General features: G+C 65.8%; 19 protein-coding genes. 5 read left to right on the top strand and 14 right to left on the bottom strand.

The window, feature by feature from the left end; translation table 11 throughout:
• Positions 1 to 9: 9 nt before the first annotated feature.
• Positions 10 to 540 carry a GNAT family N-acetyltransferase gene (locus JAB8_RS20845; protein WP_070291260.1) on the bottom strand — a complete coding sequence of 177 codons (531 nt, stop codon included), beginning with the start codon at positions 538 to 540 and terminating at the stop codon, positions 10 to 12.
• Positions 541 to 841: 301 nt separating this feature from the next.
• Here JAB8_RS20845 and JAB8_RS20840 point away from each other — a divergent pair, with 301 nt between their 5' ends.
• Complete coding sequence (locus JAB8_RS20840) at positions 842 to 1,897, top strand: sulfate ABC transporter substrate-binding protein (RefSeq protein WP_139143118.1); 1,056 nt, start codon at positions 842 to 844, stop codon at positions 1,895 to 1,897.
• Between the two features lie 163 nt (positions 1,898 to 2,060).
• Positions 2,061 to 2,279 (top strand): TOBE domain-containing protein, encoded by a 219-nt coding sequence (locus tag JAB8_RS20835; protein ID WP_034757699.1) that lies wholly within the window; start codon positions 2,061 to 2,063, stop codon positions 2,277 to 2,279.
• Between the two features lie 52 nt (positions 2,280 to 2,331).
• Here JAB8_RS20835 and JAB8_RS20830 read toward each other — a convergent pair whose 3' ends face one another.
• Positions 2,332 to 2,562 (bottom strand): DsrE family protein, encoded by a 231-nt coding sequence (locus JAB8_RS20830; RefSeq protein WP_254679560.1) that lies wholly within the window; start codon positions 2,560 to 2,562, stop codon positions 2,332 to 2,334.
• 416 nt (positions 2,563 to 2,978) lie between these two features.
• Here JAB8_RS20830 and JAB8_RS20825 point away from each other — a divergent pair, with 416 nt between their 5' ends.
• Entirely contained in the window at positions 2,979 to 3,857 is an 879-nt protein-coding gene (locus tag JAB8_RS20825; protein ID WP_034778183.1) for a serine hydrolase, read from the top strand.
• A gap of 46 nt (positions 3,858 to 3,903) precedes the next feature.
• Here the strand turns inward: JAB8_RS20825 and JAB8_RS20820 are convergent, their stop codons facing one another.
• Positions 3,904 to 4,836: a DMT family transporter gene (locus JAB8_RS20820; protein ID WP_070291258.1), complete on the bottom strand. Its 933-nt coding sequence runs from the start codon at positions 4,834 to 4,836 to the stop codon at positions 3,904 to 3,906.
• 120 nt (positions 4,837 to 4,956) lie between these two features.
• Between JAB8_RS20820 and JAB8_RS20815 the strand changes: the two genes are divergently transcribed.
• Positions 4,957 to 5,856: a LysR substrate-binding domain-containing protein gene (locus JAB8_RS20815; RefSeq protein WP_070291257.1), complete on the top strand. Its 900-nt coding sequence runs from the start codon at positions 4,957 to 4,959 to the stop codon at positions 5,854 to 5,856.
• A 3-nt stretch (positions 5,857 to 5,859) separates the two neighbouring features.
• Here the strand turns inward: JAB8_RS20815 and JAB8_RS20810 are convergent, their stop codons facing one another.
• From JAB8_RS20810 to JAB8_RS20785, 6 genes are all read right to left on the bottom strand, one after another.
• On the bottom strand, positions 5,860 to 7,797 hold the full coding sequence (locus tag JAB8_RS20810) for a methyl-accepting chemotaxis protein (RefSeq protein WP_071654443.1): 1,938 nt from the start codon (positions 7,795 to 7,797) through the stop codon (positions 5,860 to 5,862).
• A 159-nt stretch (positions 7,798 to 7,956) separates the two neighbouring features.
• Complete coding sequence (gene recD / locus JAB8_RS20805) at positions 7,957 to 9,915, bottom strand: exodeoxyribonuclease V subunit alpha (RefSeq protein ID WP_070291256.1); 1,959 nt, start codon at positions 9,913 to 9,915, stop codon at positions 7,957 to 7,959.
• Entirely contained in the window at positions 9,905 to 13,576 is a 3,672-nt protein-coding gene (recB, locus tag JAB8_RS20800; protein ID WP_070291255.1) for an exodeoxyribonuclease V subunit beta, read from the bottom strand. Before recB ends, recD begins: the two co-directional genes overlap by 11 nt.
• Positions 13,573 to 16,992 carry an exodeoxyribonuclease V subunit gamma gene (recC, locus tag JAB8_RS20795; RefSeq protein ID WP_070291254.1) on the bottom strand — a complete coding sequence of 1,140 codons (3,420 nt, stop codon included), beginning with the start codon at positions 16,990 to 16,992 and terminating at the stop codon, positions 13,573 to 13,575. The genes recB and recC overlap by 4 nt, the downstream gene beginning before the upstream one ends.
• A 75-nt stretch (positions 16,993 to 17,067) precedes the next feature.
• Positions 17,068 to 20,103: a CHASE domain-containing protein gene (locus JAB8_RS20790; protein WP_070291253.1), complete on the bottom strand. Its 3,036-nt coding sequence runs from the start codon at positions 20,101 to 20,103 to the stop codon at positions 17,068 to 17,070.
• A gap of 143 nt (positions 20,104 to 20,246) precedes the next feature.
• A complete protein-coding gene (locus JAB8_RS20785; RefSeq protein ID WP_070291252.1) occupies positions 20,247 to 21,137 on the bottom strand; it encodes a LysR family transcriptional regulator in 891 nt (296 codons plus the stop codon).
• Between the two features lie 108 nt (positions 21,138 to 21,245).
• Here JAB8_RS20785 and JAB8_RS20780 point away from each other — a divergent pair, with 108 nt between their 5' ends.
• Positions 21,246 to 22,226 carry a cyclase family protein gene (locus tag JAB8_RS20780; protein WP_141749893.1) on the top strand — a complete coding sequence of 327 codons (981 nt, stop codon included), beginning with the start codon at positions 21,246 to 21,248 and terminating at the stop codon, positions 22,224 to 22,226.
• Between the two features lie 12 nt (positions 22,227 to 22,238).
• Here JAB8_RS20780 and cobA read toward each other — a convergent pair whose 3' ends face one another.
• The 5 genes from cobA to JAB8_RS28290 form a co-directional block, all read right to left on the bottom strand.
• Complete coding sequence (gene cobA / locus JAB8_RS20775; protein ID WP_070291251.1) at positions 22,239 to 23,009, bottom strand: uroporphyrinogen-III C-methyltransferase; 771 nt, start codon at positions 23,007 to 23,009, stop codon at positions 22,239 to 22,241.
• 14 nt (positions 23,010 to 23,023) lie between these two features.
• The gene (locus tag JAB8_RS20770; RefSeq protein ID WP_070291250.1) at positions 23,024 to 24,202 is read right to left on the bottom strand and encodes a CmpA/NrtA family ABC transporter substrate-binding protein; all 1,179 of its coding nucleotides are present in this window, start codon (positions 24,200 to 24,202) and stop codon (positions 23,024 to 23,026) included.
• Between the two features lie 157 nt (positions 24,203 to 24,359).
• Positions 24,360 to 24,998 (bottom strand): ANTAR domain-containing protein, encoded by a 639-nt coding sequence (locus JAB8_RS20765; RefSeq protein WP_070291249.1) that lies wholly within the window; start codon positions 24,996 to 24,998, stop codon positions 24,360 to 24,362.
• Between the two features lie 73 nt (positions 24,999 to 25,071).
• Positions 25,072 to 26,571: a CoA-acylating methylmalonate-semialdehyde dehydrogenase gene (locus JAB8_RS20760; protein ID WP_070291248.1), complete on the bottom strand. Its 1,500-nt coding sequence runs from the start codon at positions 26,569 to 26,571 to the stop codon at positions 25,072 to 25,074.
• Positions 26,572 to 26,587: 16 nt separating this feature from the next.
• Positions 26,588 to 26,700, bottom strand: a 113-nt coding sequence (locus JAB8_RS28290) for a 5-deoxy-glucuronate isomerase (RefSeq protein WP_175445224.1), incomplete at its 5' end; no start/stop codon positions are given.

The raw sequence follows: 26,700 nt of genomic DNA, 5'->3' as shown, positions 1-26,700 counted from the left end.
GGCGGGCCGTCAGGCCGAATTGCAGTTGCAGAAGCGCTTGCGCTTGGGGTCGCCGCTGGCGATGCCTGCGGGGTCAATCTGTTTCCAGCAAAAAATCGTTTCCACGCCATACGGCGAACGCACATTGCCCGCCTCGATGTAGCCCTGCTTGACGAAAAAGGCCTGGCTGCTGGCCGTGCTGTGCAGTTGCAGGGCCTTGATGCCCCACTCGCGCGCCTGCGCTTCCAGCTGCTCCACCAGCGCCTTGCCGGCGCCGCGGCCTTGCGCCTCGGGCAGCAGGTAGCACAGGGCCAGCTTGCCGGCGCGCGTCAGCAAGCCGACGCCGACGACGGCGCCCTGCTCGACTGCGACCAGCGAAAAATTGGTGGGCGACGCAAACCAGCACGCCACCATCTGCGGTGTTTTATTGCCCAGCCAGGCTTCCAGGATGGCCGGATCGTCCCGATGATCGAGGCTGCAGCATTCGACGATGGAGCGTCGTAATACGTTGCACGCCTCGAAAGCGTCGGTCGATGTTGCAATACGAATTTCAAGACTCATGTACGCTCACAAAATATTCCAGTTGCCGATGCAGACGGTTTTACCCCTGTATCGTGCGATTCGACTATACACCAAGCGGCGCAATCGGGTTTTTTGCCGCACGCCACGCGCTGGTTTTGCCTATGGCGCCATGCCTGCAGACTAAGTGCTGATGCGCGCCTTGCCCACGAATGTTTCCAAAAATCGATATCTGTTTTTTAGCGCAAACGGGAATCGTATCTAAGCATATTACGAAAAATTCGTTTCTTTTCCGGCCGGAATTTTAGACTATGTCTGTCTATTCTCACAACAAGAGTTCAACATGACCCATTCCAACGCCGTATCGACTGCCGCAGCGACACTCACCCAACGCTCGCGCCGCTGGTTCCTGGCCAGCGCCCTGGCCGCTTCCGCTGCCGCCATGAGCCTGCCCATGAGCGTGTCCGCCGCCGAACCCGTGGTCTTGCTGAACGCCTCGTACGACGTGATGCGCGAATTGTTCAAGGATGTGAATCCCGCATTTATTGCGGATTGGAAAGCCAAAACGGGCGAAACCATCACCATCAAGCAATCGCACGGCGGTTCGAGCAAGCAGGCGCGCTCCGTGGCCGACGGCCTGGAAGCGTCCGTCGTGACGATGAACCAGGCCAATGACATCGATATCCTCGTCGACCGCGGCCTCGTGGTGGCCGACTGGGCCAAGAAATTCCCGAACAATGCGGCGCCGTTCTATTCCACCATGGTATATCTGGTGCGCAAAGGCAACCCGAAACACATCAAGGATTGGGACGATCTGGCCAAGCCCGGCATCAAGGTCATCGTGCCGAACCCGAAAACCTCGGGCAACGGCCGCTACACCTACCTGGCAGCCTGGGGCTATGCCGTGAAAAAAGGCGGCAGCGAAGCGCAGGCGCGCGACCTGGTGGCCAAGCTGTTCAAGAACGTGCCCGTGCTCGACGGCGGCGGCCGCGGCGCCACGACCACCTTCACGCAGCGCGAAATCGGCGACGTGCTGGTGACGTTTGAAAATGAAGTACAACTGGTGCGCGCCGAATTCGGCGACAACTTCGAAGTGGTGTATCCAAGCATCTCCATCCTGGCCGAGTCGCCGGTGGCCGTCGTCGACAAGGTCGTCGACCGCCGCGGCATCCGCAAGGAAGCCACTGCCTACCTGCAATACCTGTACTCGGAGCCGGGCCAGGAACTGGTCGCCAAGCACTACCTGCGCCCCCGTTCGCCAGCGGTGGCGAAGAAATACGCGGCCAGCTTCAAGCCGATCACCCTGTTCACCATCGATGAAGTGTTTGGCGGCTGGAAACAGGCACAAAAGAAACACTTTGACGATGGCGGCGAGTTCGACAAGATTTATCAGAAGTAATCTGATCTGCATCAACGAGAAACCGGGACATGTCCCGGTTTTTTCATGTCCGCAGCTGTTTGCGCATATCGATATGCGCATCGATTCGTGGTCAAAAGCGTGCGCGCGCCGTACTCTGGCCATGTCGCGCCGCACGGCGTATTACGGGCATAAAGGAAACAGCATGGCTATCTCGGAAGTGAATGTACGCAACCAGTTTCGCGGCAAGATCAAGGAAATCATCTTTGGCCCCGTGGTATCCGAAGTGGACGTGGAAACACCGCACGGCATCGTCACCTCGGTGATCACCTCGCGCTCGATCAAGGACCTGGACCTGAAAGTGGGCAGCGAAGTCATCGCGCTGGTCAAATCGACTGAAGTGTCGATCGCCAAGATCCAGTAAGCGTTGCCCCCCCTTCACGCCGCGCCCTTGCCGTCCGGCAGCGGCGCGTGCGTCAGGGCTGGATATACGCATGGCCTTGCTGCCACTGCAAGCGGCTCAGCTCGGCCACGCCCGAGGGCACGATGACGGCTTCGGGCAGCACGCGCTGGCGGTCGATATTGCGTCCTTGCAAGGTGTTATTGCAGACGCGAAAGCCCACGCCGCGCTGGGCCAGTTCGCGTACCGGCACCTGCATGCGCCCCGGCGTCGATGCTGCGGCACCAGTCCGTATATTTTTTAGCACGATGCGTTCTCTGCAGTCCGCGCTGCGAGCGTGAACGCATGCCTACGGCGCCCCGCTTGCGGGGCCTAGCGCGGGGCAACGAAGCGCGAAGGAACAGGCATCAACGGCGAAGCTCACGGCGCCCTCCGGATCAGACTGCCAATATTGCTTAATTCATACGAAGTTTCCAAGATGAAATCAATAAGTGCGGAACAATTTTCACTACGGCAAGAATAGTCCCATTTATTTGCCAAATTGCCCGCAAAGCCGCCTGTCGCGGGCTTGTACCGTAGACATCGCTTGATCTTTAATGGTATTGTTTAAGCTTGGCAAATATTGCCTCCGAGATACACGCCGCGTCCCCGCGCGGCCCTGTTCCGGATTTGCGCGCAGCGCCCACGATGGCGCCCCAAAACTGCTTTCCCACATACAATCCCATGCTCAAAAAAATGTTCGCCGCGGTGCTGATGACGCTTTCGACAGCGGCCATCGCCGTGCCCTTCGGTTCCCAGTCGATCCTGGTGGTCGAAGACGGCACAGGCAAAGTCTTGCTTGAAAAAAATTCCAACGTGGTGGTGCCGATCGCCTCGCTGACCAAACTCATGACAGCCATGGTCGTGCTCGACTCCAAGGCGAATATGCAGGAAGAGATCAGCATCGACCGCGAGGACGTCGACACCTTGAAACACAGCACTTCGCGCGTGCCCGTGGGCGCCACCCTGAGCCGCCACGACGTGCTGCAACTGGCGCTGATGTCGTCCGACAACCGCGCCGCCGCCTCGCTGGCGCGCACCTTCCCCGGCGGCCCGACGGCGTTTGCCGTGGCCGTCAACGCCAAGATCAAGGCCCTGGGCATGCGCCAGACCGTGATCGAGGAACCGACGGGCTTGTCGCCGAATAACCAGTCGACGGCCGCCGACCTCGTCAAGATGGCCGTGGCGGCCTCGCGCTACCCGGAAATCAGCCGCATCACCACCGATTCGAAGGACGTCATTCAGATCAAGGGCCGCGACGTGGAATACCACAACACGAACCGCCTGGTGGGCGCCAAGGGCTGGGATATCGGTCTGTCGAAGACGGGCTACACGAATGAAGCGGGCCGCTGCCTGATCATGCGCATCAAGTCGGCCGGCAAGTTCGCCACCATGATCCTGCTCAACGCGCGCGCCAATTCCGTGCGCGCCATGGACGCCGTCAACATCCGCCGCATGCTGGCGGCCGAGAACGGCATCGAAGAGCCGAAAGTGATGCGCGCTTCCGTCAGCCGGCACAAGAAGGCGCCGGCCAAGCCATCGAAGCGCCGCCGCGCCCGCTAAGCACGGCTGAATGCCGGGGTCAGACCCGACGGGTCTGACCCCATAACTATTTCCCCTGGCGGTTGGTCATCACCACGCCGGCAATCGTCACCGCGCCGCCCACCAGCATGGAGGCGAGCACCGGCTCGCCCAGCAGTCCCGCCGCCAGCACGATGCCGAACACGGGCACGAGGTTGTTGAACACGGCCGTGCGCGACGGACCCAGCGCCTTGACGCCCTCGTAATACCAGACAAAGCCGATCACCGTGCCGAACACGCCCAGGTAGCCGATGGCGGCCCACACTTGCCAGCCGAAGCTGTGCCACGGCACGGTGGGGAATTCGACGGCCGCCCCCACCAGCAGGAAAGCCAGGCCCCACATCGCCGCATACGTGGTGGCGGCGATGGGCGACAAGCCCTTCAGCGCGACCCGGCCGATCAGCGTATAGGCGGCCCAGCTGGAAATGCCGCAGAACATGAAGATTTCGCCGGCGCCGATGCCGCCGCCCGTGCCGTGCAGCACGCCGGCCAGGTCGCCGCGCGTGATGACGATGGCCGTGCCGCAGAATGCCAGCACGATGCCCAGCCATTTTAACGATCCGAGCCGCTCGCGGAACAGCATGGCCGAGGCCAGCGCCGTGACGATGGGATTCAAGGCCACGAACAGGGCCGTGCGCCCGGCCGGCATGCGCGACAGGGCCGCCAGGAAGCACAGGTTGTATAAAAAGATGCCCGTCAGGCCCAGCGCCGCCGTCGTCGCCATCTGCTTGCGGTCCAGGCGCGGCAAGCCCCCTTCCAGTTTCCACGCCAGCACGACGAGCAGCAGCACGGCCACGCCGAAGCGCCCGCTGGCGGCCGTCATGGGCGGCATCTGCTGCGCCAGCACGCGGCCCGCGATGAAGGTGCCGCCCCAGAACAGTGCGACGCAGATCAGTTTCAGATAGACGAGCGGCGATTGCGCGGCAGGCAAGGCGGCTGAAGGTACGGCGGAAGAAGACATGGGAGTTCCTGTAAAGCCGCTTGCGCGGCGGGTGGCGTACATGCTGTACACTTATATATTAATACTAATATCAACTCATGAAATAATGAGTAAATACTCATATAACAGGAAAACCACAGCATGACCTTCACGCAACTGGAAATCTTTACCCTGGTGGCCGAACTGCACGGTTTTTCCGCCGCCGCCGCGCAACTGGGCATCAGCCAGTCGGCCGTCTCGCATGCGTTAAAAGCGCTGGAAAAGGAAATGGGCGTGGACCTCATCGTGCGCCACCAGGCATCGGCCGAGCTGACGGACGTGGGCCGCCAGCTGCTGGTGCGCGCGCGCGAAATCCTCGGTTTGTCGGAAGCCATGCGCCAGGAAGCGGCCGACGTGCTGGGCCAGCGCCAGGGCAGCCTGCGCATCGGCTCCTTCGGCCCTACTTCGTCCCTCAACCTGCTGCCGGCCATCACGGCGCAATTCCGCCTGCGCTATCCGGGCATCGCCCTGCGCATCGACGAAGGCGCCGACCATGAAGTGGTGCAGTGGATACGCGAACGCAGGGTCGACGTGGGCTTCGTCGTGCTGCCCGACGAGCGTTTCGACACGGCGCCGCTGGTGGAAGACCAGATGATGGCGCTGGTGCCGCGCAGCCACTCGCTGGCCAGCGAAACGGCCATCACCCTGGCGCAGCTGTGCGAAGGGCCGTTCATCATGTCCGAGGCGGGCTGCGCCTGCCTGATCGAACCCCTGTTCGCCAACGCGGGCTTGCAGCCCAATGTCCCCTACCGCATCAGCCAAGTGATCACCATCCTCGACATGGTCAGCCGCGGCGACGGCGTCTCCATCGTGGCCGAACTGGCCCTGCCGCAGCGGCTGCGCGAACAGTATCCGGAGCTGGTCGCCCTGCCCTTGAACCCGCCCGTCAGCCGCAAGGTGGGCCTGGCCGTGCGCGACCGGCGCCAGAACACGCCGGCCACCAACGCTTTTTTTGAAGTCGCAAAGCAGATGGCGCCGACCCTGGCGCCCCGGCGTACTTAAAGTTTAAAACGTCTCCCACTCGTCGCTGCGCTCCTGCTTGGCGACGGGCGCTTTTGTGGCGGGGCGGCCGGCGATGCGCGCCGGAGCCGGCACGCGCGCCACGGGCCTGGCTGGCTGCTGCTGCTGCTGCTGCGGCGCCTGCCCGTCATCGAGCTTGAACACGCCCACCACCTGCGCCAGGGTGCTGGCCTGGTCCTGCAGGCTTTCTGCGGCGGCCGCCGCCTCTTCCACCAGCGCCGCATTCTGCTGCGTCACCTGGTCCATCTGCGCAATCGCCTGGTTCACCTGTTCGATGCCCGAGCTTTGCTCGACGCTGGCGGCCGTGATCTCGCCCATGATGTCGGTGACGCGGCGCACGCTGTCGACAATTTCCTGCATCGTCGCCCCCGCCTCGTCGACCAGGCGCGCGCCCGAATCGACCTTGCCCACCGAATCGTCGATCAGCAGCTTGATTTCCTTCGCTGCGCCAGCGGAGCGTTGCGCCAGGCTGCGCACTTCCGTCGCCACCACGGCAAAGCCGCGTCCCTGCTCGCCCGCGCGCGCCGCTTCGACTGCCGCATTCAAGGCCAGGATATTGGTCTGGAAGGCGATGCCGTCGATGACGCTGATGATGTCGACGATCTTCTTCGACGAGTCATTGATCGAGGCCATGGTGTCGACCACCTGCGCCACCACTTGCCCGCCCTTGCTGGCCACGCCGGACGCCGATTGCGCCATCTGGTTGGCCTGGCGCGCATTGTCCGCGTTCTGCTTCACGGTACTGGTCAACTCTTCCATCGAAGCGGCCGTTTCCTCCAGCGAGCTCGCCTGCTGTTCCGTACGCGACGACAGGTCCTGGTTGCCGGCGGCGATTTCCGACGACGATACCTTGACCGATTCGCTGGCCGTGCGGATCTTCACCAGCACGGCGGCGATCTTGTCGATGAAGCGGTTGAAGGCGCCCGCGATCTGCGCCAGTTCATCCACGCCGGAAGCGTCGAGGCGGCGCGTCAAATCGCCCTCGCCCGAGGCGATGTCGTCGAGCGCGTCGCGCACCAGTTCCAGGCGCTTGAGCATTTTGAACACCAGCAGCGACAGCAGCAGCGCCGCCAGCCCGGTCAGCAGCGCGGCCGTGACGGTGGCCGTCGTCAGCATCGTCTGCAAGGCTTGCATGGCTTCCTGCTGGTCGAGCACCACGGCCAGCAGCCAGTCGGTGCCCGCCACGCGCGTCACGTACAGCTTGCCGTCGCGCTCATTGAGGCGCACGGCCTCGCTCGCGCGCGAGCTTTCCAGGCGGTTGACCTGCGCGGCCGACAGCGCCGCATCGAGTTTCGTCACCGGCTGCAGGCTCAGTTCCTTGTCCGCGTGGGCGATGATGGTGCCGCTCTGGTCGACGAGGAAGGCAAAGCTGTGCGGCGTCGGCTTGATCGCCACCACGTTGGCAATCACCGTATCGAGCAGCACGTCCGCGCCTGCCACGCCCAGCAGCGCCTCTTTCGGGCCGACGGGCGCCGTGAACGACACCACCAGCTTGTGGCTGGCCGCGTCCACATACGGCGGCGTGAGCATCGGCACGCCCGCCTTGACGGTGTCCGTGTACCAGGCGCGCGCAGTCGGATCGAAATCGGCCGGGCGGCCCGGATGGGTAAACACGGAACGCTTGTCCGCGTAGCCGATGAACACTTCCGCAAAATCGCCGGCCTTTTCCGCGATCTGGAAGGCGCGCAGCGGATCGGGCGTCTCGGCCGACATGACGACGGAGGCCATGACTTTCTTCTTGCCATCGACCCATTGCGCCAGCACGGCGGACTGGCTTTGCAGCAGCTGCTGCATCTGCTGGTCCGACGACGCCAGCATGCTGCTGCGCGTGGTGACGTAATTGGCGACCGACAAAGCCAGCATGGACAGGACGACGATGGCCACACAAATGAGCACCAGGCGCGTGCGAAGGGAAGACAACATGATGGACTCCTCGTTTCGATTTGATTGGCGTGAAACAGTGCTTTTGCACTACTTCACCTACGTAAGCATTCTCACACAAAAAACGGAACAATTATCGTCAATATTCGGAATACAACACATATATTTCCACAAGGAAACGCACCCCCTCCCATCAAGCCCTCAGCCGATCAACCCTCTCAGCCCGCTGGCGCGCTGCGTGCGGCGCAAAATCGCGTCGAACAGCACGGCCTGCGTGGGCGAGACGAGGGTAAAGAAGTCGCGCGCGCGCGTGATGCCCGTGTAGACCAGCTCGCGCGCCAGCATGGCGCCGCCTTCCTGCGGCAGCACCAGCACCGTGTGGCGAAATTCCGAGCCCTGCGACTTGTGTACCGTCATGGCAAACGCCGTCTCCACGTGGCGCAAACGCGTGGCCAGCACGCTGCGCACATTATCCCCTTCCAGGAAGTACACGCGCAGGGAGCCCGGCCGCGCAGGGTCGCGCAGGGTCAGGCCGATATCGCCATTGAACACGCCCGTGCCGTAATCGTTGCGCGTGACCATCACGGGCCGGCCCACATACCATTCGCTGCGGCGTATCAGCCCATCCTTTTCCAGCCGCAGCTCGATGGCCGTGTTCAAGCCCGCCACGCCCCACTCGCCTTCGCGCACGGCGCACAGGATGCGGAACGCTTCAAAAGCATGCAGCACGGCGCGCACCCAGTCGTCATGCTGCGCGTACGCGGCCTCGCCCGCGTTCACCAGCGCCAGGTAAGGCTGATAGCCGCCCGGCGCGTCCACCCGCCCGCGCAAGGCCAGGCGCAGCACGTCTTCCTGCTGCGCCGGCACGCTCCACGCCAGCTGGCCGCCGCTGTCGGCGGCGAAGCACGCCCTGGCCAGGTCGGGCCTGCCGGCATTCACGGCCAGCGCCAGCTCGCCGATCGGGCCGCTGAAGCGGTGGCTGTGGCGCAGCATCACCGTCTGCTGGGCCAGCGCGCCGGCCGCTCCCGCGAAGGCGGCAGGTATGGCCACGCCGCTGGCCGCCTGCGCATAGGCGATGGTGGCGTCCGTGTAGCCGCCCGCCTGCGCATCGTGGCACAAGTCGCCCAGCACGGCGCCCGCTTCCACGGACGCCAGCTGGTCCTTGTCGCCCAGCAGAATCAGGATGGCGGTGGAAGGCAAGGCGTCGAGCACGGAGGCCATCATTTCCAGGTGCACCATCGACGCTTCATCGACGATCAGCACGTCGACGTCGAGCGGATTGCCCGCGTGGTGGGCAAAGGCGCGCGTATCGGGCCGCGCGCCCAGCAAGCTATGCAGGGTGCGCGCCGCGCCCATGCGCCGCGCCAGTTCCAGCAGAGGCAGCGCGTCGCCGGCCTTCGCCGCCAGCCCTTCGAGCGCCTTGTCGATCGACTGTTTTAATCGCGCGGCCGCCTTGCCAGTCGGCGCGGCCAGCGCGATGCGCAGCTGCTCCGGCTGCGGCGAGACGGCAAACAGCAAGGTCAGCAAACTGGCCACCGTGTACGTCTTGCCCGTGCCCGGGCCGCCCGTGATGATGGCCACCTTGCCGCGCAAGGCGACGGCGCAGGCCACCTTTTGCCAGTCAGGGCCACCGTCCTGCGTGGGCTGGTCGAACAGGATGTCAAGCCACTGCCGCACCTGCGCCAGCGGCGGCTCGCTCAAGTCCTGCGCGCGGAGGGCGATTTTCTCGCCCACCAGCGTCTCGTCACGCCAGTAGCGGCGCAGGTACAAACGGTCGCCATCGAGCACCAGCGGCTGTTTCACATCGGGCGCACCCACCTGCCACACCTGCGGCGCGCCGGCCAGCAGCGCGCGCCAGCCGGCGACGCTGTCCGGCAGCGGGCCGGCAACGGCCAGCACCCCATGCCACAGCTCCTCGTTCCAGCCCAGCAGCTGCGAAGGTTCGCTGGCCAGGTCCGCCAGCATCAAACAGCTGTGGCCCCGCCCTTCCAGTTCGGACAGCACCACGCAGGCCACGGCCACGGCGCGCGCATGCGGCGCCTGCCCCTCCAGACTGGCGATGAAGCGGGCAAAGGCGGCGCTCAGGCGGCGCAGATGGCCATCCCCGGCGATGCCGTCGACATGGGTAAACAATGCGTCCATCTGCGCGTCATGCTGCATGGTGTTCCGTTTCTTCTAACAGTTGATCGAGGCCGTCCAGCAATTCCAGCTTCGGCGCCAGCCAGTAGCAGCCATGCGTGTCCGCATTCGCTATGCCGCGCAGGAACAGGAAGATGGCGCCGCCCAGATGTTCGGCCGGGTCGTAGGCGTCGCCCAGCCGGCTTTTCAGCAGCCGGTGCAGGGCCAGCATGTAGATGGCGCCCTGGATGTCGTAGCGGTGCTGCGCCATGCCGGCCGCCAGCGCCTGCGTGTGGTAGGCGGCGTCGTTGGCGCCCAGCGCATTCGACTTGTAGTCGAGCACCCAGTAGCGCCCCTCCCGTTCGATGACCAGGTCGGCAAAGCCTTTCAGCATGCCGTGCAGCTGGCGCCGCGGCAGCGCGGGACGCGGCGCGCCGTCGAGCAGCAAGCGCGTGCACAGTTTATCCAGCGCTTCGGTGGACAAATGCTCGCTGGGGAACCAGAACTCCATCTCGGACAGGGTGCTGTCCAGCTGCGACAGCGAGGCATCGAGCAGCGGCAGCGGCGTGACGGCGATTTCCCGGAGCCAGGCGATGGCGTCTTCCTGGCGGTGGCCCCAGCCCGCCCGTTCGCAGCGCGCGGCCAGGCGCGCATCGAAATTGGCATCGTGGACGCCGTCAAAGCCTTCGCCGCCCATCCACTCGAGCTGCTCATGCAGGAAATTGCCGGGCACGGAACCGCGCGGGAAGCGGTGCCACGGCGCGTCGCCCATTTGCGTCGGCGCGGCCACGGCCACGGCCGTGCCATCTTCCAGCAAGGTCTCTTCCAGCGCCCGCTGCGGCACGTGCGCTGCCGCCACGGCGCCGATCTGGCGCGTCAGCGACGTAAAGCTGCCCACCGACCAGTCACGCTCGAATTCGCCCACGAACACGGGTGCGGGCCGCAATTCGGGACGGCGCTCGATGCGGTCGAGCACCGTGCAGGCGTCGGGCTGCGCCAGGGAACTCACATAGATGGCGTCGCAGCTGCCCGCCACCTGTTGCCAGCGCAGCAGCAATTGTTCCGCCGGCAGCTTGTCGCCGCCCGTCAGCAGGTAGCCCAGCGCCGATTCGTGCAGGGTGTTCTCGCCCGCCTTGCGCGCCGCCTGGGCGGCCACGCCCAGCCACAGGAAGTGGCGCGCGCGCGTCAGGGCCACGTACAGCAGGCGCAAGTCTTCCTCGATGCGCGCCTCTTCCACAAACGCCATCGCTTCGTCGGACAAGGACAGGTCGAGGCGGCGTTCGCCATCGTCGCCCGCATAGTCGAAGAAGCTGCGGTTGCGTTTATCCACCTTGCGCGCCGTGACGGCGAACGGCAGATACACGAGCGGATATTCGAGGCCCTTGGATTTGTGCACGGTGATGACTTTCACCAGCTCCGCATCGCTTTCCAGGCGCAGCACGCGCTCGTCGCCGTTGTCGCCCTCGCCGGCGATCTGCTCGGCCAGCCAGCGTATCAGCGCCTGCTCGCCATCGAGCTGGCGGCTGGCCGATTGCAGCAGTTCGGCCAGGTGCAGCAGATTCGTCAGGCGCCGCTCGCCGCCCGTCTGCTGCAGCAGCATGGCGGGCAATTGCAGTTCGTGGATGAAGCGGCGCAGCATGGCCAGCACGCCCTGGCGCTGCCAGATCAGGTGCAGGGCCTTCAGCTGCTCGACCCGGCGTTCCCATTCCAGTTCATCGCTCGACAGACGCGCCAGCTCGCCCAGCGACAGGCCGATCGTGCGCGTGGCAAAGGCGGCGCGCGCCAGCCCCCCGTCGAGCGGGTTGGCCAGCGCGGCCAGCCAGCGCAGCACGTCTTGCGCCTCCTCGCTGTCGATGACGGAATCCTTGTCGGACAGGTAGACGCTGGCGACCCGGCGGCGCGCCAGCGCGCGGCGGATGGCCGCCGCTTCCTTGCGGTCGCGCACGAGCACGGCCACGTCGGCCGGCTGCAGGCGCGTAAAACCGTCGGGGCCAGCGAAACCGGCTTGCGCATCGCCCAGCATGGCGACGATGTGCTCCGCGCAGTGCTGCGCGAAATACTCGCGGTAGCCGTCGCCGCGCAATCCTTCATCGCTGGCGCAGGCGGCCAGCAGGGCCGGCAGGGGGCCGCCCGCGTTCACCAGGTACTCGTCGCGGCCCTTGGCGTCGACGGCCTCGAACGGCAGCGGATTCTCGCCGTTTTTGCGGTAGCGGAAGGCACCGGCCGGCACCTCGGCGCGCTCGGCGTGCAGGAACAGCTGGTTGACGGCCGCCACCAGGGGCGCCGTCGAGCGGTAGTTGGTGCCCAGCTGGTAGTGGCGCCCTGCCGTGGCGCGCCGCGCCGCCAGGTAGCTCTGGATGTCCGCGCCGCGAAAGCCGTAGATCGACTGTTTCGGGTCGCCGATCAGGAACAGGCCCAGCGCCGGATCGTTGTCGGCGATGCGGTACAGCAAATTGAAGATCTGGTACTGCGCGGGCGCCGTATCCTGGAATTCATCGACCATCGCCAGCGGGTACTGGTCGATGATGCGCTGGCGCAGGGCCGGACCATTCTCGCCGGCCAGCGCGTCGTGCAGGCGTTGCAGCATGTCGGCAAAGCCGAACTGGCGCGACTGGCGTTTTAACTGATCCATGCGCCGCGCGATGGCCGCCGCCGCATGCAGGTGCAGCTTGTGCGCCAGCGGCGTGATGGCCGCCAGGGCGATGCCCAGCGCCTCCGTATGCTGGAAGCACTCGGGCACCTGGGCCGTGAAACTCTTGGCAAACGCATCCTCGATGCCGAACGGCGTCAATCGTTCCCACGCCTTGGCCGTGATGGCGGGCAGCAGCAGGAGCGGATCCTGCGCCCAGCGGCGCAAGCCGTCGAACCACTTCGCCAGGTTCTCCGGTTTCATCTTGACACCGTTAAAACATTTGGGATTGATGGCGCGGTGGTCGTTGATCCAGGCGGCCATCAGGTCCACGCGCTCGACCCAACCCGCCTTCAGGGTGGCCAGCTGCGCGGCCAGCGCCCGCTGTTCGCGCGCGATCAGGGTGGACAACGGTTCTTCGTCCGCCATGCCCATGATGTCGGCGCGGCGCGCCAGCTCGCGCGCGCCCTTCTTCAGCGCTGCCACGTCGGGCCAGCATGCCAGCAGCACGTCGAGCGCCTGCGGCGGCAAGGGATAGACTTGCTGGCGCCAGTAATCGTGGGCCGCATCCTCGAACAGCGCTTGCTCGTCGCTGACCAGTTCTTCGTCGAACAGGCTGCCGCTGTCGAACGCGTGCTCGCGCAGCATGCGCTGGCACCAGGCGTCGATGGTGAAAATGGCCGCTTCATCCATCGTCTCGGCGGCCAGCATCAGCCGGTGCGCGGCCTTTTGCCGTTCGCTCTCGTCCGGACAGGACTCGAGCAGGGCGTCGAGAAACGGGTCGCCGCCGCCGGATTCAATGCCGGATTCGTGCCGAAAATAAGCGGCCGCCTCGATCAGGCGCTCGCGCACGCGGTTCGACAATTCACGCGTGGCGGCGCGCGTAAACGTCATTACCAAAATGTCGGCCGGCAGCAGCGGGCGGGTAAAGCGGCTGTCATCGTCGCCGTGGCCCAGCACGAGGCGCACGTACAGCGCGGCGATGGTCCAGGTCTTGCCGGTGCCGGCGGACGCCTCGATCAGGCGCGAGCCGTGCAGCGGAAACGCCAGGGGGTTGAGCAGATGGCTCGTCATGGTTCTTCTCCCGCGCCATCATCGGGCGCGCTGATCGGGTCAATCGTGATGTGTTGCTGCAGCCAGTCGGCCAGCGGGCCATACAGCTCGCGCGTGCAGTCCTGCCACGCTTCCTCGGCGGCCAGCGCGGAAAACTCGGGCCACAGGCGCGCCAGGCACAGTTCTTCGCGCTCGCCCGAGATGTCGAAGCCGCCGTCATACACGGCGCGCGGGTCGCCCTGCTGCACCAGCGCCAGGCCCGTCTTGCAGGCCGTGGGCAGCGGATGGTTCATGCCTTCGCGCCACAGCGCCAGCAGGGTCGCCAGCGCGTCGCGCGACGTGGCCGGATCGAGCGGCGCCATGCTGACGATGGCATCGCGCGCCACCAGATAGCCGGTGACGGGAAAGCCGAGGGCGGCGGCGGCCAGCTGGCGCAGCCACATCAGCATCAGCTTGTCGCCGCGCGCCTGGCCGCCCTTGTCCGTCACCTTCGAGGAAATCTGCATCAGCCAGGCCGTCTCCTGCCCGTTGCTGCACAATCTGTCGAGCCAGTCGTCGATCTGCACCTCGCCGTAGGGCAGGTTGATGGCGCGCTTGTCGGCCGCCAGCGGGAACGAGGCGCGCAAGGACAGCCACGCGCTGCGCACGGGCACGAGCGCCTCGACCAGCTGCGCCTGCACCTGCCGGCCGATCAGGCCGATGGGCAGCACGCCTTCGCGCGCCAGGCGTGCCGCGCGCGCCTCCAGGCTGGCGCGCACGTCGTCGATATCTTCCACGGCGCCGCCGTCGTCCAGCATGGTGTCTTCCAGCAGATAGCGCTCGAGCGCGTTCAGGCCGAACGGCTCCTCATCCTCGCCCAGCATCGCCGCGTCGGCGAAATACACGCTCAAGCGGCGGCGAAAGAAGTACTTGACGGGCTGGCGCAAGAAGCTGGCCAGCTCGCCCAGCTTCAGACGCGTGCCGGGATCGAGTTCGTAAGGGCCCAGCGGCAGCGCGGCGGCCTGCGCATCGGCATCGGTATGGACCACGCGCCATTCGCGCGCATAGGTCAGCAAGCCATTGGCCTCGAAATAGCGGCGGCTGAACGGCTGCAGCGCGTGCTCGGTGGTCAGCGATACCAGGTGCCGGTCCAGCGACCAGCCGGCGGCCAGGTAGTCGCGCAGCTGCGACACCAGCACGGACGGCGGCTGCTCGGAATTGTCGCGCACATTGCGCCCCACCCAGCTCACGTACAGTTTGTCGCGCGCGGCCAGCAAGGCTTCGAGCATCAGGTAGCGGTCGTCGTCGCGGCGCGAGCGGTCGCCCGGACGCGCCATGCCGGGCAGCGCCAGCAGGTCGAAATCGGCCTTCTGCGCGCGGCGCGGGAAATCGCCATCGTTCATGCCCAGCAGGCACACGACGCGAAACGGCACGGCGCGCATCGGCATCAGGGTACAGAAAGTCACGCCGCCGGAGACGAACTGGTGGTTCAGGGTCGGTTCGTCCAGCGCGCCCAGCCACGCCACGCGCAGCACGGACAGCGGCACCGCCTCGACAAAGCCCGCATGCCCGCAGGTTTCCAGCCAGCCCTGCAAGGCGCCCTCGAGCTGCGCCAGGGTCAGGCGGTCGCCCTCGTCGTCCGCATCGAAAAAGGCGGCCAGCAGCGCGCGCGCCTGCGCGCCCCACTCGGCGGGCGTGCGCGCGCCGGCCAGCACGGTGCGCCAGTGCAGCAACGCCTCGACCAGCTGCGCCAAAGACCCTGCCAGCGCCGCATCGAGGCCGCCCACTTCCGCATACGGCTCGATGCCGCCGAAGCTGGCGCCACTGCCGCTGGCATAGCCGAGCAGCATGCGCCGCACGCCGAAGATCCACGCATTCTGTTCCCCGGCCGCGCCCAGCCCCAGGCCGGCGCGGTGTTCCTGGTCCAGGCCCCAGCGTACGCCCGCCCCTTCGATCCAGGCGCCCAGCGTGGCCAGGTCGTCCGGCTGCAGGCCAAAACGTGCCGCCAGCGCCGGCACGTCGAGCAGGTCGCGCACTTCGCTCTGGCGGCAGCGCTGCTGCGGCAGCTGCAGCAGCCACTCGAGCGCGACGAGCAGCGGATTGACGCTGCGGTCCTTCACGTCGCCGATCTCGAACGGAATGAAACGCTCGTCGTTGCGCCGGTACTGGCCGAAAACGGCGTGGATGGCGGCCGTAAACGTGTCGATATCGGGCACCATCACGACCACGTCGCGCGGACGCAAGAGCGTCTCGGCGCTGTGCGCGAACATGGCCAGCAGCTGGTCGTGCAGCACTTCCACTTCGCGCTGCACGCTGTGCGCCACGTGGAATTCGATCGAGCGGTCGCCGGCGTCGGGCGGTACCTGCTCATGCTCGGCCAACGGGCGCAGTTCGCGGATGGCCACCTGCACCTGCTGCAGCAGGGTTTCGCCCGTCTCCTCGCCGAACAGGTCGATGCGCAGGCTGTCGTCACGCCCTTCGGCTTGCGCGTGTTCGTCGAATTCGTCGAGCATGCGGATGAAATCGCGCCCTTGCCTGCCCCAGCTGGCCAGCAGCGGATGGCTGTGCGCATGCAATTCTTCCAGCGGAATGTGCGCCAGGTCGGTGCCGTTGCGCTGCCGCTGGCGCTTGTTTTCCGCGCGCAGCAAGTCGCGTCCGTCGATGATGTCGCCCCAGTAAAACTGGCATGGATTGGGCACGGCCAGCACCACCTGCGTGTGGCGCGCCAGCGCAGCGAGCGCCTGCAAGGTCTGGTAGGGCAAGGCCGACACGCCGAACAGCACCACGCGGCGCGGCAGCTTGCCAAGCGGCGCATCGCCGGCGGCGATCGCCGCCAGGAAGGCCTCATGGATGTCGGCGCGGCCCGTGTCGCGCTCCAAGGCCTCGACGTCCTGGCCAACGGCACGCCACAACTGCGCCTGCCAGCGCTGGTCTTCCTTCAAGACGATGGCTTCCCCGCGCGCCGTGCGCAACTGGTCGCGCCCGGCCGCCCAGTCGGCCAGCCAGTCGGCGCGGTAGACCTGGTACTGGTCGAACAAGTCGGCCAGGCGCTCGGCCAGCTGCAGCCGGCGTTCGCAATCGCCATCGGCCAGGAAGTAGCGCAGCGGCGCAAACACCGGGTCGGCCAGCAGCGACGGCAACAGGCGCATCAAACGCCAGGTCAGCGGGGATTTATCGAACGGCGACACGCGCGGGACGCGCTCGCGGCCCAGCATGCCCCGGTAGCTTTCCCACAGCAGGCGCGCCGGCAGCGCGATGCGCGTGGCGGCGCACACTTTCATCTCCTCGGCCAGGGCGATCTTCAGCCATTCGGCCACGCCGTTCGACTGCACCAGGAAGATATCCGTTTCCAGCGGCGCCAGCGGATGCTGGCGCAGCCACTGGAAGACGGCGGCGCGCAGCTGTTCCAGCTGGTTGCCATGCAGGATGAGGAGGCCGGGCGTGACGGGTGTATGCATGCTGATCCGATGGGTTGCCGCGTCTCCGGCCGGGTGACCGGAGACGTCAAACGCCTATTATCGCCGCTGCCTGCCTCAAGGGGCGTCGCTGGCGGCAAATTCCACGGAAATTTGTTCCGCCACCTGCGCCAGCGCCGGCCCGAGCGCCGCCAGCAAGGCGCGCGCCTGCTGCATGTCGCCGCCCAGGCGCAAGCCTTCGATCGACAGGCACAGGGCGGCGAAAGCGTGCGCGCCCACGGCCAGCGCCGACGATTTGCTGCGGTGGCCCAGGTCGGCCAGGCGCCCCAGGTCTTCCAGCGCCATGGCTTGCTCCATTTCGGCGATGCCGTCGCGCGCCGTGTCGAGAAACAGCTGGGTGTACTTGCGCATCTTCACGGCGTCATTGCTGAACGTGAGCGCCAGGGTGGCCAGATCGAGGATGGCCGTGTCGCGCGATTCCGGCGCGGCGTCCGATGGCGGCGCTGTCGGCGCTGTCGGTGCCGCCGCCAGCCTGTCGCGGCCGATGCCGCCAATGCCGCCACGCAGGCGAAACCATTTCGCCAGCAGGTGAAACAGCAGATTCGGGGCGATCGGCTTGGTCACGAATTCATCCATGCCCGCCTCCAGGCAGCGGGCGCGATCTTCGCTGCCCGCGTTGGCCGTCATGGCGATCACCAGCAGGCCGGCAAGTTTCGCATCGGCGCGGATGCGGCGCGTCGCCTCGAAGCCATCCATCTCCGGCATCTGTACGTCCATCAGCACGCAGTCGTAGCGCTGGCGGGCCAGCAATTCCAGCGCCTCGCGGCCATTGCAGGCGACGCAAACGGTGGCGCCCGCGTCTTCCAGCAGCTCGCAGCCCACCTGCTGGCTGAAGATGTTGTCTTCCACCAGCAGGATGGAGGCGCCGCGTATCACCCCCAGCACTTCCGGCTCCACTTCGGCGATGCGCTCGTCGGCCCCCTGCGCGCTCTTCTCCAGGCGCGCCGTGAACCAGAAGGTGCTGCCCAGGCCCGGCTGGCTGTACACGCCCACCTTGCCGCCCATGAGCTCCACCAGCTGCTTGCTGATCACCAGCCCCAGGCCGCTGCCGCCATACTTGCGCGTGGTCGACGGGTCGGCCTGGTGGAAGGAGCGGAACAGCTGCGCCACCTCTTCCTGGTTCATGCCGATGCCCCGGTCCTGCACCTCGAAGCGCAGCATGGCATGGCTGGCGCGCTCCTCGGACTGGCGCACGCGCACGAAGATGCTGCCATTGTCGGAAAACTTGATGGCGTTGCTGGTCAGGTTCAGCAAGACCTGCTCCAGGCGCAGCGGGTCGCCGCGCCAGCGCTGCGGCAGCTCGGACGCGATATCGAACTGCAGCGCCAGGCCCTTGACGGCGGCCGCGTCGCCCAGCTGGCTGGCGATGTTCGCCAGCAGGGTGTCAAGACGGAAGTCCAGCACCTCCAGCTCCAGTTTGCCCGCCTCGATCTTGGAAAAATCGAGGATGTCGTTGATCAGGCCCAGCAAATGCTGGCCCGAATGGAAGATTTTCTGCAGATAGTCGCGCTGGCGCGCATCGGCCACCGATTTCAGCGCCAGGTGCGCCATGCCGATAATGCTGTTCATCGGCGTGCGGATTTCATGGCTCATGTTCGACAGGAAGTCGCTCTTGGCCTGGCTGGCCGCGTCGGCCTGCTCTTTCAGGCGGTGCAGTTCCGTCACGTCGGTAGACAGGCCGATCAGGCCCGTGACGGGACCGGGCAAGCCCAGCGGCACCTTCACGCTCCACAGGTGATGCACCTGGCCCTGCACATCGACGAAGCGCTCCTCGCCGACGAACTTGGCGCCGCTGTCGAAGACCTGGCGCTCCGTCAACTGCGCGGCGGCCGCCGCATCGCCGAGCATCAACTCGCCATCCTGGCGGCCGATCAGCTGCTCCGCGGGACGGCCGAGGATGGTTGCCGTGCGCGCATTCACATAGCGGTAGCGCAGGTCGGCATCCTTCATGTAGACGTAGGCGTCGACGCTGTCGAGCACCGTATCGAGCAGGGTGCGCTGCGCCACCGCGCTGCGGCGCGACCGGTACAAGGTAAAGATATAGCCGTAAATGAGCAGGGTGCCGGCCACGCCGACGCCCAGCGCCAGCCATGGAAAATAGCGGTCGAAGGGGCTGTACAGCTCCGCCTTGCGCACGCGGAAATGGGCTTTCCACAGGCCGCCCTGGTAAGCGACGGGCAGCACCTGGTCGAAATAGTCGGCATCGCTGCCCGGTTGCGGCGGCGCCGCCGCCAGGTCGCCGTCATCGTTGAACAGCAGGCGGTCCTGCGGCGTGATGGACAGGGACCCGCTGGCCGTCAAAGGGTCGGCCGCGCTGTACAGGGTCAGGTGCAGCGGTTCCAGGGCGCTGCGTTCGAGCGCGCTGTGCACCAGCTGCGCCACGCCAAAGCCGATGCCGACGGAGCCCTGGTAGGCGGCGCGGCGCTCGGCCACGCTGCCCTGCGGCATGCCATTGCGGTACACGGGCAGGCGCATGCCCAGGCCGATATGCGCGGGCGGCCCCTTGATCATGATCACCTGCCCCGATGCGCTGACCTGGCCGCTGTCGCGGGCCTGCGCCAGCGACTGCGCCACCAGCGGGTTGGCGCCGATATCGACGCCCATGCGTTCGGCCAGCAGGGAATCGGGCTCCAGGTAGGTGAGCACCGTGTATTCAGGCCGCTCGCCCGCAGGCCGGATGGTGAAAGCGGGATAGCCGCGCGGCGCCAGGCTGGTGTCACGGCGCACGGCCTCGATGAAGGCGGCGCGCTGTACTGACGGGACGGCCGCCGCGTAGTTGACCGATTCGATGGCCGGGAACTGGCGCACGATATCGAGGCCGGCCACGTAATCGTGGAACTGGCGGCGCGTCAGGTGCTCGCTGGTGCGGAACAGGGCCTCGAGGCCGCGCAGCAGGTCGGAATAGCTTTTTACGCGCGTGATCAGGCTATGCTGGGCGCCATGCGTGAGATTGTCGAAACGCTGTTCGGCGTCGTCATTGACCGTGCGCGCCGCGCCCGCATACAGGGCACCGCCCACCGCCAGGGCCAGCAGCAGGCCGCCCGCCCATATCCTGAAGCCCGATACCGCCCCGCCCTTGCTCAAAGTGTGCATTGTCGATCGCTTATTCCGGTTTCCTCGAATGTGCGGCGCTCCGGCCGCCCAGCAGGTACGAGGATACTATCAAAGCTCATGCCCGACGCGCTTGCGCAAGAAAAAAAGCGCGCAGGAAGGTTGCACTGGAAAACACCGGGTGCCTAGCCCCCCTGCAGCGCCCCGGCCAGGAAGTCGCAAAAGGCGCGCACCTTTTCCTGCACGTGGCGTCCATCGGGCGTCAAGGCATACACGCCGCGCCTGGCCATGCCGTGCGACGGCAGCACGCGCACCAGGGCGCCGCTGGCCAGCAGCGGCGCGGCGACGAACGACGGCAGCGCCCCCACACCGATGCCCGCCACCAGCATATCGGCCAGCAGCAGGCTGCTGTCGGCGGAAAAGCGCACGGGCAGCACGATGCTGCTCGGCCCCTCCGGGCCGGCCAGCTGCCAGACGCCGGGACTGTCGGCCAGGCGGTAAGCGAGGCAATCGTGGCCGTGCAAGTCCTGCGCCTGGCGCGGCGTGCCGCGCCGCGCCAGGTAGGCCGGCGCTGCGCAAATCATCTGCTCGACGTCGCCCAAGCGGCGCGCCACCAAGGACGAATCGGCCAGCGCGGCGCGGATGCGCAGCGACACGTCATAGCCCTCGCCCACCACGTCGCGCAGGCGGTCATCCAGGGTCATCTCGATCTTGACGTCCGGATAGCGGGCCATGAAGTCCGGCAGCAAGGGCGACAGCACCTTCAGGCCGAACGACAGCGGCGCATTCACGCGCAGCCGCCCGGCCACCTTGCCGGTACAGCCGCGCGTGGCCAGTTCCAGCGCATCGACCTCGTCGAGCAGGCGGCAGCATTCGAGATAGTAGGCACGCCCGCCGTCCGACAAGCTCATGCGCCGCGTCGTGCGCACCAGCAGCAGTGTGCCCAGGCGCGCTTCGAGCTGGCGCACCTGCTTGCTGATGGCCGCCGCCGACTGATTCAAATCCAGCGCCGCCTTGCTGAAGCTGTCGCGCTCGACCACCTTGCGAAACACGCGCATGTGCGCCAGGACATCCATGATTCTTTCCATTCAGTTGAATATCTTATTATTTTATCGCTGATTATCATTGAAATGAAAAACAATATGATGGCGGCTTCTTTATTCATGTCACACAAGGAGTACCCCATGTTCAAACCATCCGCCACCCTGACTGCCCTGCTGCTGGCCCTGCTCGGAGGGACAGTGCAGGCCGCCCTGCCCGAAGTGGGCATCAGCCCCTGGGGCCCGAAAGACGAGATCGGCCGCCTGAACCTGATGACGCCGGCCTCGCGTGCCGCCATCCTGGCGCGCATCGACGGCGGCAAGAGCTATGATCTGGCCGTCGATTTCTATATCGGCATGCCCAGCTGGCAGGCGGCCGGCGACCCGCCCTACCAGATGTGGATGACGCACACGCCGAAAGGCAACGTGGTGGCCGATTCGATGCAGGTGGGCGAACAGATGAACCGCCACGTCAGCTACACGGGCTCGGCCGTGTCCATGTATGCGCACATGGGCACGCATATCGATGCCCTGAACCACTTCGGCCTGAACGGCAAGATCTGGAATGGCTTTACGGAGGAACACTACCTGGGAGACCGGGGCTGGACCGTGACGGGCGCGGAGAAATTGCCGCCGATCGTGGCGCGCGGCGTGCTGATCGACGTGGCCGTGGCCAAGGGTCTCAAACAACTGCCCGATAATTACCGGGTGACGCGGCAAGACTTGCGCGCGGCGCTGGCGCAACAGAAGGTCACGCTGGAAAAGGGCGACGTGGTGCTGATACGCACGGGCCGCATGCAGCATTATGAGCAGGCGCACACCTACATGGCCAATCCGCCCGGCCTGTCGCTCGATGCGGCGAAATTCCTCGTGGAAGATGGCGGCGCCATGGTGGTGGGCGCGGACAACCTCAGTTTCGAGGCGTTTCCATCCGAAGTGGCGAACAATTACCTGCCCGTGCACACCTATCTGCTGGCGCAGCAGGGCACGCCCATCCTGGAACTGGTCGACCTGGAAGCGCTGTCGCGCGACAAGGTGTACCAGTTCGCCTTCATCGGCGCCTCGTTGAAATTCCGTGGCGGCGACGCGGCGCCCATCCGTCCCGTAGCCCTGCCAATCCGCTAGGCGCGGACAGGCTCAGACGCAGGCGGCGTGCAAGCCCTGTGCGCCATGCTCATCCCAGGCATTGGCGCAGCGCACCACCTCGCCCACGACGATGATGCTGGGGCTGCCCAGGCCGCTGGCCTGCAGGTCGTCGGGCAGCTCCTGCAAAGTGCTCAGCAACTGGCGCTGGGCCGGCAGGCTGGCCGATTGCACCACGGCCACGGGCGTGCCGGGCGCCATGCCGCCGGCCAGCAAGCCGGCCTGGATGGCCGTCACCCTGGCCACGCCCATGTAGATGACGAGGGTGAGCTTGCTCTGCGCCAGGGCCGCCCAGTTCGGCTCCGAGGCGCTATCCTTGCCGTGACCCGTGACGAAGATGGCGCCCTGGCTCCAGGCGCGATGCGTGAGCGGCACGCCGATGCCGGACGGAGCGGCCAGGCCGCTGCTGATGCCGGGGATCACCTCGACGGCCACGCCGTGACTGCGCAAATAAGCGCGCTCTTCGCCGCCGCGCCCGAACAGATAGGGGTCGCCCCCTTTCAGCCGCACCACGTGCAGGCCGGCGCGGGCCTCGGCCAGCATCAGCCGTTCGATGAACGCTTGCGGCGTGGAGGCGCAGCCGCCCCGCTTGCCCACCTCGACCACGCGCACGCCTTGTGCCGCATGGGCAAGGACGGCCGGATTGACGAGGTCGTCGATCAGCACCACGTCGGCCCGCGCGATGGCCTTTACTGCCTTGATCGTCAACAGGTCCGGGTCGCCGGGACCGGCGCCGACCAGGGTTACGCTTCCACATTGCGTCATGATGCACTCTCCAGTCAGAAAAAATGGCCGATGGCAAACGATGCCGCGTACGCTTCCGGCGCGCTGCCGTCCCACACGACGCCGTCGCACAGGGTCGAGCTGCGCATGGGGGATTTTGGTACGGGCGTGGCCGTCATCTCCGCCGCCTGGCGGTACAGGTCGATGCGGTTGACTTGCCTTGCCACCGCCAGATAATCGGGTTCATCGCGCAGCAAACCCCAGCGCCGGTGCTGGGTCATGAACCACATGCCGTCGGACAGATACGGGAAATTCACCGTGCCATCGCCATAGAACTTCAAACCGTGCGCCTCATCCCAGGTTTTGCCCAAGCCATCCTGGTAATGGCCGAGAATGCGCGGCGCCAGCGTTTCCTGCGGCGTGTTCAGGTAAGCGGGCTCGGCCAGAGTGGCCGCCATGGCCAGCCGGTTGGTATCGCTGGCATCGATCCAGCGTCCCGCCTCGAGCACGGCGGCGATGAGGGCGCGGCAGCTGTTCGGATGCTGCTGCGCAAACGCGGCGCTGGTGCCCAGCACCTTGCCCGGATGGTCGGGCCAGATGGCGCCGCTGGCGGCTGCCGTCACGCCCACGCCATCGACGATGGCCTTGTAGCCCCACGGTTCGCCCGCGCAAAAGCCGTCCATCTGGCCGGCGCGCAAGGCGGCCACCATCTGCGACGGCGGCACCGTCATCACGCGCGCGTCGCGCAGCGGATCAATGCCATGCGCGGCCAGCCAGTATTGCAGCAGCATCGCGTGGTTGCCGGTCGGAAAAGTATGCGCGAACGCAAACGGCCGCGCCGTGGCGCGCATATGCCGCGCCAGGGTGGGACCATCGTGGGCGCCCTCGCGCGCCAGCGCCGCCGACACGGTGACGGCCTGGCCGCTGTGATTGAGATTCATCAGCACGGCCATGTCGCGCTGCTGCCCGCCGATGCCCATCTGCACGCCATACACGAGGCCATACAGCACATGGGCCGCGTCGAGTTCGCCATTGTTCAGTTTGTCGCGTACGCCGGCCCACGACATCTCGCGGCTCAGTTCGATCTTGATGCCGTATTTTTCATCGAGACCCAGCTTCGACGCCATCACCAGCGAGGCGCAATCGGTCAGCGGCAGGTAGCCGATGCGTATCGTCTGTTTTTCCGGCTGCAGGGTCCGCATCACCTGGGCACTGTCTGCCATTTTCTCTGTCATACCATTCCTTGCCGATAAATACTGTTTTGCCGTGCCGCTGTGGGCAAGGCTCTCACCTTCCAGCAGCAAGGAGCGTGCCCGTACCTGCCCGCTTCATGGCGGCTGGAAACGCACCGCAATGGTGCGCTGCACCAGCATGTGTCAGGAAATGGACGATTCATCCCAACAAGTCCTCCACGTCGAGGATGCGCTGGGCAATCTCTGCCAGCTTGAGTTTCTTGTTCATGGCCATGCTGCGCAAGCGCTGGTAAGCCTGGTCTTCCGTCAAGCCGTGGTGCGTCATCAACAGGCCCTTGGCCCGCTCGATCACCTTGCGCTCCAGCAACTTGTGCCGCGTGTCGAGCAATTCGGCGCGCAATTTTTCTTCCTGGCGAAAGCGCGCGAGCGCCACGTTCAGCACGGGCAAGATGCGCTCGGCATGCAAGCCGGCCACGATGTAGGCGGAGACGCCGGCCGCCATGGCCGCGTCGATGCTGGCCGTGGCGCCGTCTTCCGTAAACAGCACGATGGGGCGGCGCTCGTCGCGCGTGGCGATGACGATGTGCTCGAGCACGTCGCGCGCATCCGATTCCGCGTCAATGATGATGAGATCAGGCTGCAGTTGGGCGATGCGTTCAGGAAGGTAGAGGTCGGCTGGCAGGGAAGCGACGATGTCGTAGCCCGATTCCAGCAAGCCGATGCGCAAGGCATTGCCGCGCTGCACTTGGGCAGCCAAGGCCGCATTCTCGTGCACGCCGTGCTCGACAATAGTGTTGACGACGACGATGCGCAAAGGCTGGGTACGGCTGGACGTCATGGGAGCGATCTGCAATGGCTAAACACAACCATTGCAGTAAGCAAGAAGCGAACCAGCCGGTTTTACAGCGGAATTACTTCAGGGTCGGCATGGCAAACTCCGCCCCGGCCGCCGTCGAGGCCGGCCAGCGCTGCGTCACCGCCTTCTGCTTCGTATAGAAACGCACCGATTCCGGGCCGTGCGCATGGTGGTCGCCGAACAGGCTGCGCTTCCAGCCGCCGAAGCTGTGGAAGGCCATCGGCACGGGAATCGGCACGTTCACGCCCACCATACCGACCTGCACCCGGTGCGTGTATTCGCGCGCCGTGTTGCCGTCGCGCGTATAGATGGCCGTGCCGTTGCCGTATTCATGCGCATTGACCAGGTCCAGCGCCGCCGTGAAATCGGGCACGCGCACGATGCACAGCACGGGGCCGAAGATTTCCTCCTTGTAAATCGTCATGTCCGGCGTGACGTGGTCGAACAGGCTGCCGCCGAGGAAAAAGCCGTGCTCATGGCCGGGCAGGACGAAGCCGCGCCCGTCGCAGATAAGCTTGGCGCCCTCGTCCACACCTTGCGCGATATAGCCGGCGATCTTCTCCTTGTGCACCTGCGTCACCACCGGACCCATCTCGGCCGACAGGTCCATGCCTTGCGTGATCTTTAACGCCGCGATACGGGGCACCAGCGCTTCCACCAACTGGTCCGCCACATTGCCCACCGCCACGACGACGGAAATGGCCATGCAGCGCTCGCCGGCCGAACCGAAGGCGGCGCCCATCAGGGCATCGACCGTCTGGGGAATGTCCGCGTCGGGCATGACGACCATGTGGTTTTTTGCGCCGCCCAGGGCCTGGACGCGCTTGCCCTGGGCGCAGCCCGTCGCATAGATATACTCGGCGATCGGCGTGGAACCGACGAAGCTGACGGCGCGCACGTCCGGGTGGTGCAGCAAGCCGTCGACGGCTTCTTTATCGCCCTGCACGACGTTGAAGACACCGTCGGGCAAGCCCGCGTCCGTCAGCAGCTGCGCCAGCAGCAGGCTGGCCGACGGGTCGCGTTCCGACGGTTTTAATACGAAGGTATTGCCGCAGGCAATGGCCATCGGGAACATCCACATCGGCACCATGACGGGAAAGTTGAACGGCGTGATGCCGACACAGACGCCGAGCGCCTGGCGGATCGACCAGGCGTCGATGCCGCCGGCCACCTGTTCCGAGTATTCTCCCTTCATCATCTGCGGGATGCCGCAGGCAAACTCCACCACTTCGATGCCGCGCGTCACTTCCCCTTTCGCATCCGTGAAGACCTTGCCGTGTTCACGCGTGATCAGCTCGGCCAGCTTGTCGGCGTTTTGCTCCAGCAATTCCTTGAATTTGAACATGACGCGGGCGCGGCGCAGGGGCGAGGTTTGCGACCAGGCGGGAAAGGCCGCATGGGCGGCGGCCACGGCCGCGTTCAGTTCGGCAGGCGTGGCCAGCGCCACCTTGGCCGTCACGGCGCCCGTGGCAGGATTAAACACGTCGCTCGTGCGCTCGGTGCGCGAGGCCATGGGGTTGCCACCGATAAAGTGGCCAATGGTCGGGGTAGTCATCGTTTATCCTTGTCTATTATTTCGTCATCAGCCACTCGTGGGCCGGGTCGTTTTTAAAATGCCAGGTCCGCTTGGGGCCGGCCATCACGTTCAGGTAATAGCCGTCGTAGCCATACGGCACGGTGACGG

The organism is Janthinobacterium sp. HH106 (assembly GCF_001758725.1).
Taxonomy (GTDB): domain Bacteria; phylum Pseudomonadota; class Gammaproteobacteria; order Burkholderiales; family Burkholderiaceae_D; genus Janthinobacterium.
Note: the sequence above shows the minus strand (reverse complement) of the source record. Positions and strands in the feature narration are given on the sequence as shown.